Below are 13097 nucleotides of genomic sequence, written 5' to 3'. Positions count from 1 at the left end.
CCGCGCCCTACTCCTTCTCGATGTCCCGGTCCCACAGCTGCACACGGCCGTAGTCCGCGGACAGCCGGCGCACCATCTCCGCCGCCAGCGACACCGAGCGGTGCTTGCCGCCCGTGCACCCCAGCGCCACCGTGAGGTACGCCTTGCCCTCCTTCTGGTAGCGGGGGAACAGGAACCGGCAGAGGTCCACGACCTTCTCGAGGAACTGCTGCGTCTCCTCGCGCTCCAGCACGTACCCGGACACCCTCGGGTTCTTGCCCGTGAGCCCCTTGAGCTCCGGCACGAAGTACGGGTTCGGCAGGAAGCGCACGTCGAACACCAGGTCCGCCTGCGGCGGCACGCCGTACCGGTAGCCGAAGGACATGATGGACAGGCTGGGCCCCGTCGTGGGCTCCGGGCTGAAGCGCCCCTGCACCATGCGCTTCAGGTCGTGCACGTTGAGCGCCGACGAGTCGATGACCTGGTCCGCCATCTCCCGCAGGTCCTTCAGCGCCTCGCGCTCCGCGTGGATGCCCTCCGCCACCGTGCCATCCGGGGCCAGCGGGTGGCGGCGGCGCGTCTCGCTGAAGCGGCGCATGAGGCTGTCGTCGCTGGCGTCCAGGAAGAGCACGTCCACCTGGTGGCCCGCGCGGCGCACTTCGTCGAGCACGCGGGGGGCGTCCTTGAGGAAGACGCCCTCGCGCGCGTCTATCACCAGCGCCATGCGCTCGATGTGGCCCCCCCCCGCCAGCTCCGTGAGCTTGGGCAGGAGGAGCACCGGCAGGTTGTCGATGCAGAAGAAACCTGCGTCCTCCAGCGCGCGGATGGCGGTGGACTTACCGGAACCTGACATGCCGGTGATGACGATGATCTGCTTCGCGGGGGCGGTCACTCGACCTCTTCTCCCAAGGTGCGGCGCATCGCCCCCTGGGCGATGGCTCGATTGAGGCGCTCGGCGAACTCTCGCGCCGAATGGTGGCCCTGAAGCTTCAACAGTTGGTTGCGCGCGGCCACCTCCACGATGGTGGCCATGTTGCGTCCAGGACGCACGGGGACGACCGACAGGGGGATGTCCACGCCAACAATCTGCAGGTGCTTGTCCTCCACGCCCAGCCGGTCGTACTCCTGGTGCGGATCCCATTCCTGCAGCTCAATCACAAGCTCAATCTTCTTCTGTTCCCGGACGGCGGACACTCCGAAGAGGTCCTTGATGTTGATGATGCCCAGTCCGCGAATCTCCATGTGGTGCTTGATGACCGGATTGCCCGCGCCGTAGACGGCCCCCTTGCGCCGGGTGACATCCACGATGTCGTCCGCCACCAGCCGGTGGCCGCGCATCACCAGGTCCAGGGCGATTTCGCTCTTGCCGATGCCGCTCTTGCCCAAGAGCAGGATGCCCACGCCGAAGACGTCCATCAGCACGCCGTGCAGGCTGCTGGACTCCGTGAGCGCGTCCTCCAGGAAGCTCTGCACCCGCTGGATGAACTCGCTGGAGAGCAGCGGCGTCTTCATCAGCGAAAGGCCCGCCGCCTCGCAGGCGTCCACCAGCGCGCGCGGCACGTCCAGCGCCTTGGTGACCACCACGCACGCCAGGTCCTCTTCGTTGAAGAGCTTGGCCAGCGAGGCGTGCTGCGCGTCCTCCGGCAGGGTGGCCAGATAGGAGATTTCGGTGTTGCCGAAGACCTGGACGCGGTGCGGGTGGAGGTGCTCGGTGAAGCCCGCCAGCGCCAGGCCCGGCTTCTGGATGCGCGAGGAGTCCACCGTGCGCGCCAGCCCCTGGGTGCCCGCCATCAGGGTCAGCCGCAGGTCGTGGCCCTGGTCCTCGAGGAGCTGGGAGATGCGAATGGATTTCATCGTCGGGACCTGGATATCACCCACCGGCCTCCGGAGGTGAACCGCACCGTGTCCGCCGTCCCCCCCGCCTCCCCTACAGCCGCCAACCCCCGGCCCGGAGCGCTGGTCGGTGTCCCAACGGATGCGTCCCCCGAGGCTCGCGGCGAGGCTCCGACCGAAGACCCCTTCGAGCGCCGGCTGGGCCTCCTCCTGCTGGGGGGCGTGCTCGTCCTGGGCGCGGCCTTCCGCCTGTACTGGGCGCTGAACGACGACGGCATCTACTGGCCGGACGAGGTCTACCAGAGCCTGGAGCCGGCCCACCGCCTGGTCTACGGCTACGGGCTCGTCGCCTGGGAGTTCGTCCAGGGGGCCCGGAACTGGGCCCTGCCCGCGCTGGTGGCGGGGGTGCTGGGGCTGGGGCGGCTGGTGGGGCTGACGGACCCGGCGGGCTACCTGGGGCTGGTGAAGGGCTTCTTCGCGCTGGTGGGCACGGCGACGGCGTGGGCCACGTGGCGGCTGGCCCGCGCGTCCGGGGCCTCCACCCTGGCGGCCTCCGGCGGGGCCGCGCTGTTCGCCCTGGCGTCGGTGCCGCTGTACTTCGCGCCCCGGGCCATGAGCGAGAACGCGTCCGTGCTGCCGGTGGTGCTGGGCCTGGCCCTGGCGCTGCCGAAGGCCGCGTCCCGGCGCTCGCTGCTCACCGGTGCGTCCCTGCTGGGGCTGGCGGTGCTGCTGCGGCTGCAGAACGGCGTGTTCTGCGTGGGCCTGGTGGCGGTGCTCCTCTGCCGTCGCCAGTGGCGTCAGGCGGGCGTGGCGCTGGCGGTGCTGTCCGGGTGGGCGCTGGCCTTTGGCCTGTTGGACAAGCTCACCTGGGGGCGGTGGTTCCACTCCGCCATCGTCTACCTGGACTTCAACGTGGTGCAGGGCAAGGCGGCCCAGTGGGGCACGGAGCCCTTCGAGTACTACCCGCGCATCCTGCGCACCGCGATGCCGGTGCTGACCGTCTTCACGGCCGCGCTGGCCGTGCTGGCCGTGCCCCGGGCGTGGGGGCTGTCCTTCCTGGCCGCGGCGTTCTTCCTCCTGCACGCGAACCAGCCGCACAAGGAGCTGCGCTTCCTGGTGCCGGTGCTGCCCCTGTTCGCGGCGCTCGCGGGCGTGGGGCTGGACTCCGCCCTGCGGGTGCTGCGCGGCGCTCCGGCGAGGGCTACCGCCACGGTGGCGGTGGTGGCGGGGGCGCTGTTGTCCGGCGCGGGCGCGGGGGCGCTCACCTTCGGCGACGTGGGCCAGTACGAACGCGTGCGCCCCAAGGACAGCGCCTGGGACGACCAGGGCTCGGTCAACCGGCTGCTGGAGGCGGCGGGCCGGCGCGACGACGTGTGCGGCCTCAAGGTGGAGGCGGTGCACCTGGCGTGGACGGGGGGCTACAGCTACTTCCACCGGAAGGTGCCGCTGTATCCCCACACCGGCCCCGGGCGGGACTCCCGCCGCTTCAGCCACGTCATCACCCGGGCGGGCTTCGAGGGCGCGGGCACACTGCTGGTCCAGGACGGCCGGCTGGCGCTGGTGCAGCTGCCTATCGCGGACTGCACGCCGGACCCCGGCTATTCGTGGCGACTGCCCTGAGCGGGACAGTTGGGACGCGCAAGACCCTTCCGGCCCCCCCGTCGGGTTGGTAAGCCACGGCCATGCCCGAATCCGACTGCCTCTTCTGCAAGATTCGCGATGGCCTCATCCCGGCGAAGGTCGTCCACCAGGACGAGCACTGCCTGGCCTTCGAGGACATCAACCCCCAGGCCCCTACCCACGTGCTGTTCATCCCGCGCAAGCACATCAACACGGTGAACGACATCACGGCCGAGGACCGGGAGCTGGTGGGCAGCCTCTACATGGCCGCGGCGAAGGTCGCGCGTGAGCGGGGCCACGCGGACACGGGCTACCGCGTGGTGATGAACACCCAGCGCGACGCGGGCCAGACGGTGTTCCACATCCACCTGCACCTGCTCGCGGGCCGCACCCTGCACTGGCCGCCGGGCTAGCCGTCGTCCAGGCCCGCCCGTCATGTTCAGTGCCCAGTCGTCGCCCCAGTCCCGCCGTGCCTACTCCCGCCTCGCCGTGCTGCTGGCCTCCGTGGCCGGCGCGGTCAACGCCATGGGGTTCGTGGCGCTGGGCGCGCACACGTCCCACATGTCCGGGAACATGGCCACGATGGGCGAGTCCCTGGCCCAGGGCCGCTGGGACACGGCGCGGCTGCCCGCGCAGCTGATGGGGCTGTTCGTCGCCGGGGCCTTCTGCGCCACGGCGCTCCTGGATGCCTCTCGGCACCGCACGCGGGGCCGTCACGTGGCCGCGCTGCTGGTGGAGCTGCTCGTGCTGAGCGGCGTGGGCGTGGGTCTGGCGTCCATGCCGGACACGCGCGCGCCGGAGCTGCTCTGGGGCTTCGCCTTCGCCATGGGGATGCAGAACGCGCTCGTCACGCGGGTGTCCGGCGCGGTGGTGCGCACCACGCACGTGACGGGGATGCTCACGGACATCGGCATCCAACTGGTGCAGATGCTGGCGTGGGTGCGCGACGGGGTTCGCGGGGAAAGCGCGACGGGGCTTTGGCAGCGCGTGCGGCACCTGCCCTCCGCCGTGGAGTTCGAGCGCACGCGGCTGCACCTGGGCCTGGTGCTGGCGTTCCTCGTGGGCTGCACGCTGGGCCCCTACCTGTTCCTGCGCCACGGGGCCGTGACGCTGGTGCTGCCGTGCGCGGTGCTGGGCGTGCTGGCGGCGCTGGACGCGCGGCTGACCGTGAAGCCCGCACCGTCCCCCACCGCGCCGGGAAGCTAGGGCGACGCGGGCTGGACCACGGGCTGCGCCGGCTGGACCCGGGCCTGCGCGGGCACGTCCATGACGTTCGCGTTGGCCGCCGCGGGGCCCTGGGCCATGGGGCGCAGCGCCTGGAGCACGCTGCTGCGCTCGTCCGTCCAGACGTATTCCGGCTCGCCGCGCAGCACCAGCCGGCGCACGCGCGCCTTGCTCTTGCTGAAGGTGGAGCCCCAGAAGAACTCCTTGTCCCGGCTCAGCAACATCCACGAGCTGGCCACCGCGTCGCCGTCGCTGTCCCTCGCGACGAGCGCCGCGGACAGGCCGGCGGCCCGCGCGTGCGCCAGGCTGATGGGCACCAGGTCCAGGTGCTGGTTGCTGATGTGCATCGCCAGCACGCCGTGCGGCGCCAGGTGCTGGAGGTAGAGCGCCACCGCCTCCTTCGTCAGCAGGTGCACCGGGATGGCGTCCGAGCTGAAGACGTCCAGCGCCAGCACGTCGAACTGGCGCGAGCCCTGCTCCAGCTCCTTCTCCAGGGAGATGCGCGCGTCGCCCTCGACGACCTCCACGTGCGCGGGCGTGTCCGTCAGCGTGCTGAAGAAGCCGCCCTGGCCCTTGGCGAGGTCGATGATGTCGGGGTTGATTTCATAGAAGCGCACGTCGTCCCCGGCGGCCATCAGCGTCGCGCTGTTGCCCACGCCCAGCCCCAGCATGCCCACGCGCAAGCCGGTGGGCAGCCCCTGCGCCTGACGCGACCGGCGCTGCTCCGCGAGCGCGAGCCCCAGGCCGGCGTCCTTCGTGTAGTACGCCGTGGGGAGGTTGCGGCGCTCCGGGCGGATGTACTGCCAGCCGTGGGTGATGGCGCCGTGGCGCAGGACGTACTGGTGCTGCTGGGGATCGTTCGCGGACAGCTCCAGCACGCGCACCACGCCGAAGAAGTTGCGCGCGGCGAAGCGCACGCGCCCCAGGTCCGTGAGGACGAGCACCGGCAGGTGCACCGCCACACCCACCAGCAGCGCCCCGCGAAACAGGCGCTGCGTGCGCGCCACCGCCGTCTCCTCCTTCGGCTTGCGCATCAGCCCCGCGAAGGCCACCGCGCAGCACGCGGCCAGCGCCAGCGGGTGCTCCCAGTAGGTGGTGAAGAGGGCGGGCGCGACCAGGTTGACGAACACGCCGCCCAGCACGCCGCCCACGGACACCCAGAGGTAGAAGGCGCTCAGGTAGCGCGGCGCCGGACGGCGCCGGTACAGCTCGCCGTGGCACACCATGGCGCCCGTGAAGAGGGTGGACGCGTGGAAGAGCACCTGCCACCCCAGGCCCAGCGCGGGGCCCTCCTTGTGCGCGTACGTCACCAGCACCACGGAGGCGATGAGCCCCACCGAGTACGGCGTGCGCGCGTAGAAGGACTCGCGCGAGAAGGCCAGGATGAAGGTGACCAGGTACACCGCCAGCGGCATCACCCACAGGAAGGGGCCCGCAGCCACGTCCTGGGAGAGCTTGTTCGTCGTGGCCAGCAGCAGCACCGACGCGCACGTGCTCAACGCCAGCCACGTCAGCGTGGGGCCCACGCCCGGACGCTGCGAGGCCGCGGCCGTGGAGGCCTCGGAAGGAGCTTCAGGGGGAGCTTCCGCACCCGGGCTCGTGAAGGACTCGGGGGCGTTCGACGCGGGGGCGCGGCGCAGCAGGTCCCGCGCGCAGGCGAGGACACAGAGGACGAAGAGGACGAAGCCCACGGCCCAGCCCCACGCCTGCGCGCTCCGGCCCACCCAGGGCTCCACGAAGAACGGGTAGCCCAGCAGCGCCAGCAGCGAGCCCGCGTTGGAGAGCGCGTAGAGCACGTACGGCGAGCGCTCCGGCCGCGCGCGCGCGAACCACGACTGGAGCAACGGACCGGTGGTGCTGAGCACGAAGAAGGGCAGGCCCAGCGTGGCGGCCAGCATCCGCATCAACCGGAGCACGGGCAGGTGGTCGTCCACGGGGCGCCAGCCGTCCCCCGGCGCCAGCGGCGAGCCCGTCCACGAGGCCCGCGCCGCGAGCGCCGCCAGCGCCACCACCAACAGGCTCAGGTGCAGGGCGGCCTGCGCGCGCGGGCGCAGCCTTGAGGCCACCGCGTGCGCGTAGGCGTAGCCCGCGAGCAGCACGGCCTGGAAGAACAGCATGCACGCGGTCCACACCGCGGGCGTGCCGCCGTACCATGGCAGGGCGTAGCGGCCCGCCAGCGGCTGGACGCCGAAGAGCAGGAAGGCGCTGGTGAAGATGGCGAGGGCGTAGCGCACCATGCGGCCTCGGGGGCGGGGGGAAGACGCACGGCGTAGGCGTCCCGCGCTCCGGGTGTTTCCCGCCTGGGCGACAGTCTTGTCAACACGGGCACATCCCGGAGCCCGGCGGGCGGCCAGGCGGGCATCCGTCGGGGTGGGTGGGTGGCCCCATGGGACAGCGGTCCTAACTTCCCGGACGGACAGGCGCGGACGTCCTCGCGCCCGAGGGGGAAATCATGACGGGCTTCAAGCGCGCGGTGGGACTGGGATTGCTGGTGGGCGGCGCCCTGGGAGGCTGGGGCTGCGGCAAGGAGGCGCCCCCGGAGGAGACGCGAGGGTTCCAGGACCCCGTCCAGCTCCAGCACCGTTCCCGCGCGGAACCGGCCGGCAGCCCGCTGCGCGAGGAGGGCGGCGGCAAGCCCTACAACAGCGACAGCCGGAGCTCGCTGGGCGGCGGCACCGCGGCCCCCAACCAGATGGAGGGAAACACCCGCCAGCGGACAGGCGGCAGCGGGGAGCTGGGCACGGGGCTCGCGGAGAGCTACCGGGGCACGGCCTCGGAGGGCACGGGAGGCTCCGGGCTCGACGCGGGCACGGGAGGCTCCGGGCTCGACGCGGGCACGGGAGGCTCCGGGCTCGACGCGGGCACGGGAGGCTCCGGGCTCGACGCGGGCACGGGGCGTTGAAGCACGCCCCCGGCGAAGGCGTCCTCGCGGGCGCCTAGTAGTCCTGGCGGCGCTTCACGGTCCTCAGCTGTTCGTGCAGGTCCTTCACCTGCTTGAGGGTCGGCGTCTCACTGCCGCCCACGATGAAGTCGTCCGCCAGCTTGTCGAAGAGGGTGCACTGCATCGACATGGCCTCGCAGCCATGGTTGGTCTTGAGCGTCCGGAAGAGCGTCTTCGTCTGCGCCCATTCCTTTTCCAGCTCCGGGGGGAGGCTGCTCTCCTTGGCGGGAGCGCGGGCCGGCGCGGCGCGCTTGCCGGGGCGTGCCGGCGGCGGCTTCTTCGCGGCGGGAGCGGGAGCGGCCGCGCCCTCCGTCGGCGCATCCGGAGCGAGCAGGTCGTCCGGAGCCAGCTCCTTGGTGCCCGCGGAACCCGGCTCGGTGCGAGCCTGCGCGGGCTCGCCGGACGGCGGCGTGGGCTCAGCCTGCGCTGCGGTGGGCGCCGCGGCCACGTTCTGGGCAGGAGGCGTGTCCTGCGCGGCGGCCGGCGTGTCCTGGTCCGGAGGAGACGCGGGCGGACGCCCCTGGGGGCGCGCGGGCCGCGTGGGAATCTGCTGCACCGGGGTGGGCGGAGGCGGCGTCGACGTCCGCGACTGCTCCAGGCCCACGGCCACGCGCAGCTCGGGGACGAAGTAGAGCCCCGCGCCCACGATGGACAGCGCGACGACCATCAGCAGCACGAACATCAGCGCGGAGCGCAGCGCGCCGCCCTTGCGGACCGGCGCTGATTCGCGCCGCGCGGCACGCGGCGGCTCCGAAGGCTCCGGCCGCACCGGCATGGCCTTGCGCCGGGTCGAGTCGTCGCGCGACGTGCGCGAGGTGGACGACTCGTCCGGCTCCACGGCGGGCGCGGGGGCGCGGGCGACGGCGCGCATGCTCGACGCGGTGCTGGAGCGCGGAGGCGGCGTGCTCGGCGACGACCCGCGCACGGCGCGCCGCGACCCCGTGCGGCCCTTGGCCGGAGCGGTGGGGCCGGTGTCGGCCTCACGCTTGCCGGTGGAAGAGGACGTCTCGCGCAGCAGCTCCTCGTCCAGCATCACGCGGGCCTGAGGCTCCTCGCGGCGCGAGGCCCGGGGCATGGAGATGCGCGGGTGCGTGTCCCCGTCGCCCTCGCGCGCGGCCAGGGCTTCGTCCGGATCCGCGGAGATGTACGGCACGCTGGAGTCCGCCTCCAGGGCGCGGGCATCCACCGAGACCAGGTCCTCCGACGGCCGCGTGTCCTGCATCGTGGGCCGGGGAGTCGGCCCCGAATCGAGCGGCTCGGAGTTCCGCGAGTCCTCTTCGGCTTCGAAGGAGCGCGAAGCACCGGACTGGATGGAGGGCACCTGGATGGTGGGCGCCGCGTACGACGGCAGCGGCACCGGCACCGGCACCGGCGCCGGCCGGTTGCCATTCGACGGCGTCGTCACACCGGGGCGCGAGGACGCCACGGACGGCATCGCGGCCGTGGGGCGCTGGCCTTCCGGGATGCGGGCTTCCACGGCGCGCGCGGGCTCGGGGGCGCGGGGCGCATCGAAGCCGCGGGACGACTCCGAAGCCCGGGGCGAATCGAAGCCACGCGACGGCTCCGACGCGCGCACCGGCTCGTAGCTCGGCAGGGGCTCCGGGGCACGAGCCGCATCGAACGCGGACGGCGGCGCGGGACGGCTGCCGTTCGACGGCGTCGTGACTCCAGGACGCGCCGACGCCAGGGACGGCATCGCGGAGGTGGGGCGCTGCCCCTCCGGGATGCGCGCCTCCGCGGCGCGAAGCTCGGCTCCCGCGGAGCGGCCCCCCTCGGGGATGGGCTCCGGCCACGGATAGGGGCTCTCCGGAAGCTCCTCGTCATCGGCGAACGGGCCGTCCGGAGGAGGCGGCGGCTCCATGAACGGCAGCGACTCACCCGCCGATTCGAACCGCCCCGGCGCGGAGTCGAAGGAAGGCATCGGAGGAGGCGCCACCGGCCGCGACGCATCCACCGGCACGAAGGGAACGGGCCCATCCGCGGGCCGCACGGCGGGAATCGCGGCCATCGGAGGAGGCGGAGGCGGCACACCCCGCGGGCCCACCGAATCGGAGAAGGGCAACGAAGCGCCCCGCCCTCCCGCGTCCGCGAACGGCCGCGACACCGGCACGTCCGGCACGGGAGGCGCGTCACGCGACGGCAGCCCTGGCTCCGCGTGCGGCAGCGACGTGGCGCGCGGCGCGGTGGGCTCTGCCTGCGCCTCGGAGGCCGGCAGCGCGTCCGCCCGGGGCGCGGTGGGCTCTCCCAGCAGCGGGGCCGGAGCCTCCGCCTCCACGGCGCGGTCCGAAGGAAGCCGGATGGCCGGCAGGCCCTCGAGGATGGTGGGCCGGTCCATCGCGTCCTGGCGGACCTCCACCGTGGGCGACGGCTCCGACGACGCGGGGCTGGGCCGCATCTTCGCGCGGGCCGCCTCCTCCAGCGCCTCCACCGGGAACGCGGGGCGCGTGGACTCGTCCACCACCACGCCGGGGCGCGTCTCACCGTCGTCGCGCGCGCCGCCGCCGTCCTCGCGGCTCCGGGGCGTAGGGTGGAAGGACAGGGGCTCCACCGGACCATCCAGGCGGATGGTCTTGGCCGGCAGCGTGGGCGCCTGCATCGTCGCGCGCGGCGCGGGGGCCAGCGACTCGTACGTGCCGCTGCCGCGCACGTCGCGCGACACCTCGCGCAGGGACGTCAGCAGGCGGCGCTCGGACTGGTAGTCCGCGGAGAACAGGTCGCGCATGAACTTGCTGACGCTCTCCGGTCCCGCGCTGGTGTCGATCTCCATCAGGCACGCCTGCAGGCGCACCCGGAAGTCTTCCGCCGTCTGGAAGCGCTGCGCCGAGTCCACCGCCAGCGCCTTCGCCACCAGCTGCGACACCGCCGGCGGCGTCAGCGGCTCCACTTCACTGAGCGGCGCCACCTTCGGGTTCGCCACCGCGGACATCAGTTCGCCCGGCGGCAACGCGTCGAACGGGTTCTTGCCGGAGATGAGCTCGTAGAGGCACAGGCCCACCGCGTACAGGTCGCTGCGGCGGTCCACCGGCTGGTGCCGGGCCTGCTCGGGCGACATGTAGAGGAACTTGCCCAGGATGATGCTGGGGTTCGTCTTCGCCGCCGACAGTCGGCTCTTGGCCAGGCCGAAGTCGATGACCTTCACCTCCCCCTCGTAGGAGATGAGGATGTTCTGCGGAGAGATGTCCCGGTGGACGAGCTTCAGCTCCTTCTCTTCCTCGTCCCGCTTGCGGTGCGCGTACGCCAGCGCGTCCAGCACCCGGCCCATCACGTACAGCACGAAGGTGAGCGGCAGCGGCGTCTGCCTGTCGCGCACGCGCGCGGCCACCTTGCGCAGGTCCTTGCCGTCCACGTACTCGAGGGCCATGTAGGCCTCGCCCTCGTGCACGCCCATGTCCAGCACCTGCGCGATGGAGCCGTGCCCCAGCCGCACCAGCGTGCGTGCCTCACCCACGAAGCGGTCGACGAAGTCCTGGTCCTCCGCGAACTGCGGGAGGATCTTCTTGATGACGCACAGCTTCTCGAAGCCCTGCGCGCCCTCCAGGCGGGCGAGGTAGATCTCCCCCATGCCGCCGGTGGCCAGATGCGACAGGAGCGTGTACCGGCCGAAGGGTTGCGGCCGGAAGGGACGCAATCGGGCGGGCTGGGTCGAAGAGTTCATGCGGTGCGGGGGTCCACCACGGAAACCGCATTGAACCCCGGGCAGGGCCCCCGCTTCAACCCGTCAACCGGCCGCGCCGGCCGCCTCACCGGATACCGGGGTTGGTCAGCATGCCCATGTCCTCTTCAATCACCTCGAAAACCGCCACCTTGTCGCGGGGCGGCCGCACCACCCGCTCTCCCAGGGGCATCACGTCGAAGCGGGCCCCGGTGGCCGCCAGCAGCTTGCCCGTCATCAGCACCTGGCCGGGCGCCGCGGTGGAGACCAGCCAGCCTGCCACCCCCATGCCCTCTCCCACGGCGCTGTACTCCGTGCGGGCCTCCGTGCCGATCATCCCCACCAGCGCCTTGGTGGAGTGCAGGGCGATCCGCAGGTCGCACCGCTCATCCTGGGGCCGGCGGGCCATGCCCCGGTCCCAGTCCGCGCGCAGGGCCAGCGCCGCGCGCACCGCGCGGACCGCGTCGTCGCCCTTGGCGTAGGGCACGCCGAAGAGCGCGCGCATGGACTCGCCCATGAAGCCTTCGACGGTGGCCTCGAAGCTGAAGACGATGCCGCTCATGCGCGCGTGGAAGTCGTTGAGCAGCTGCGTGGCCCGCGCCGCGCCCAGCCGGCCAATGACGGCGCCGAAGTCCGCCAGCTCCGCGTGCAGCACGGTGAGGTTCTTCTCCTCCAGGCCCGGCAGCTTGCCGCCCGTGCGCTGGGCCTCGGCGGCGCGGCGCTCGGCCACCTCCGGCGAGTGGTAGCGCTCCAGGTTGCGCCGCATCCGGTCCGTGCTGGAGCCGTCGCGCACGGCGAAGCGCTGCACGCCGGCGGCCACCAGGTGGGCCACCGCGGTGCACGCGTCCAGCATCAACTCCAGGCTGGTGTCGCCCCCGCCGGGCACGTTGACGTAGAGCACGCCCGCGAAGGGCGGCTCGGTGCCGATGGGGATGCACAGCACCCGGTCCACGCCGTACATGATGACGCTCTCGCGTCCGGCGAAGCGGCGGTCGTCCTTCACGTCGCCCACGGCGATCGCGCGGCCCTGGCGGATGGCCTCGTCCACGATGGCGTCCGACACGGGCACTTCGCCCTTGGCCAGCCGTCCGCGGTGGCGCACCGCCGCGGGCACCAGCGGCCCGGTGGCGTGCTTGAGCAGCACCACCGCCGTGGTGGCGTCCGTGCGCTCCAGGAGCCGGTCCATCGCGGACTCCAGGAACGCGGTCAGCGTGCGCGCGGTGGCCAGCGCCTCCGCGGCGTGCACCAGAAGCACCAGCGTCTCGTAGGACACGCGCGGGCTGGCCACGGCGGAGCTCGCGGGCACGGGCGAGGGACCGGAGAACGCGTCGTCGAACGGCAGCGGCCCCACGTTGTCCAGCAGGCGCAGCACATCCGCGTCCTTGACGTTCTTGGCCATCAGCACGGACGGGCCCACGTCCGTGCCGTGCCCGAAGCGCACGACGCCGCCCGCGCCCAGGTCCATCATCTCCGTGGCGGCGTTCTCCACCGTGTGCGGCTGGCGCACCGCCAGGGTGTTCTCCCCCAGCGCCACGGTGTCGCCCGCGTTCAGGTGCTTGCTGCCCTGGAGCGGCGCGCCGTTGACCCGGCTGCCGTTCCGGCTGCCCAGGTCCTCGATGCGCAGCACGTCACCTTCGACGTAGAGCCGCGCGTGCCGGCGCGACACCAGGTCGCCGCCCAGCACGATGTCGTTCTCGTCCGCCCGGCCGAGGCTGGTGACGCCCTCCGGCAGGTCGTACGACGTGTCGAAGTAGCCGGGCCCGTTGATGATGATCTGCCACATCGGGCGCAAGACATTACACGACCTCCCAATCTTCCGAGAGTCCGAGACGCTTTCCCGTGGAAGAC

General features: G+C 72.6%; 9 protein-coding genes. 4 read left to right on the top strand and 5 right to left on the bottom strand.

Annotated features, from left to right (window positions below):
• Positions 1–7: 7 nt before the first annotated feature.
• Positions 8–871 (bottom strand): RNase adapter RapZ, encoded by an 864-nt coding sequence (gene rapZ, locus D7X30_RS02575; RefSeq protein WP_120561218.1) that lies wholly within the window; start codon positions 869–871, stop codon positions 8–10.
• Complete coding sequence (hprK, locus tag D7X30_RS02570) at positions 868–1833, bottom strand: HPr(Ser) kinase/phosphatase (RefSeq protein ID WP_120561217.1); 966 nt, start codon at positions 1831–1833, stop codon at positions 868–870. Before hprK ends, rapZ begins: the two co-directional genes overlap by 4 nt.
• Positions 1834–1881: 48 nt before the next feature.
• Between hprK and D7X30_RS02565 the strand changes: the two genes are divergently transcribed.
• The 3 genes from D7X30_RS02565 (at position 1882) to D7X30_RS02555 (ending at position 4638) form a co-directional block, all read left to right on the top strand.
• Positions 1882–3432, top strand: a complete 1551-nt coding sequence (locus tag D7X30_RS02565) for a hypothetical protein (protein WP_120561715.1) — start codon at positions 1882–1884, stop codon at positions 3430–3432.
• 62 nt (positions 3433–3494) lie between these two features.
• The gene (locus tag D7X30_RS02560; protein WP_120561216.1) at positions 3495–3845 is read left to right on the top strand and encodes a histidine triad nucleotide-binding protein; all 351 of its coding nucleotides are present in this window, start codon (positions 3495–3497) and stop codon (positions 3843–3845) included.
• A 22-nt stretch (positions 3846–3867) separates the two neighbouring features.
• Entirely contained in the window at positions 3868–4638 is a 771-nt protein-coding gene (locus D7X30_RS02555; protein ID WP_120561215.1) for a YoaK family protein, read from the top strand.
• On the opposite strand, the gene D7X30_RS02550 is transcribed toward D7X30_RS02555, so the two are convergent.
• Entirely contained in the window at positions 4635–6893 is a 2259-nt protein-coding gene (locus D7X30_RS02550; RefSeq protein WP_120561214.1) for a spermidine synthase, read from the bottom strand. The genes D7X30_RS02555 and D7X30_RS02550 overlap by 4 nt on opposite strands.
• Positions 6894–7108: 215 nt before the next feature.
• Here D7X30_RS02550 and D7X30_RS02545 point away from each other — a divergent pair, with 215 nt between their 5' ends.
• The gene (locus tag D7X30_RS02545) at positions 7109–7558 is read left to right on the top strand and encodes a hypothetical protein (RefSeq protein WP_120561213.1); all 450 of its coding nucleotides are present in this window, start codon (positions 7109–7111) and stop codon (positions 7556–7558) included.
• Between the two features lie 34 nt (positions 7559–7592).
• Here the strand turns inward: D7X30_RS02545 and D7X30_RS42200 are convergent, their stop codons facing one another.
• Positions 7593–11252 carry a serine/threonine protein kinase gene (locus D7X30_RS42200; protein ID WP_199724147.1) on the bottom strand — a complete coding sequence of 1220 codons (3660 nt, stop codon included), beginning with the start codon at positions 11250–11252 and terminating at the stop codon, positions 7593–7595.
• 85 nt (positions 11253–11337) lie between these two features.
• Positions 11338–13032 (bottom strand): FHA domain-containing protein, encoded by a 1695-nt coding sequence (locus tag D7X30_RS02535; protein ID WP_120561212.1) that lies wholly within the window; start codon positions 13030–13032, stop codon positions 11338–11340.
• Between the last annotated feature and the right edge of the window lie 65 nt (positions 13033–13097).

The organism is Corallococcus sp. AB011P (assembly GCF_003611605.1).
Classification (GTDB): domain Bacteria; phylum Myxococcota; class Myxococcia; order Myxococcales; family Myxococcaceae; genus Corallococcus; species Corallococcus coralloides.
This window is presented reverse-complemented; position numbering and strand designations above follow the sequence as displayed.

What these genes read in the sequence shown, in the direction of transcription:
- D7X30_RS02555 (WP_120561215.1), top strand. Translation starts at nt 3,868, where the DNA reads ATGTTCAGTGCCCAGTCGTCGCCCCAGTCCCGCCGTGCCTACTCCCGC.
- D7X30_RS02545 (WP_120561213.1), top strand. Translation starts at nt 7,109, where the DNA reads ATGACGGGCTTCAAGCGCGCGGTGGGACTGGGATTGCTGGTGGGCGGC.
- hprK (WP_120561217.1), bottom strand. Translation starts at nt 1,833, where the DNA reads ATGAAATCCATTCGCATCTCCCAGCTCCTCGAGGACCAGGGCCACGAC.
- D7X30_RS02560 (WP_120561216.1), top strand. Translation starts at nt 3,495, where the DNA reads ATGCCCGAATCCGACTGCCTCTTCTGCAAGATTCGCGATGGCCTCATC.
- D7X30_RS02550 (WP_120561214.1), bottom strand. Translation starts at nt 6,893, where the DNA reads ATGGTGCGCTACGCCCTCGCCATCTTCACCAGCGCCTTCCTGCTCTTC.
- D7X30_RS42200 (WP_199724147.1), bottom strand. Translation starts at nt 11,252, where the DNA reads ATGAACTCTTCGACCCAGCCCGCCCGATTGCGTCCCTTCCGGCCGCAA.
- D7X30_RS02535 (WP_120561212.1), bottom strand. Translation starts at nt 13,032, where the DNA reads ATGTGGCAGATCATCATCAACGGGCCCGGCTACTTCGACACGTCGTAC.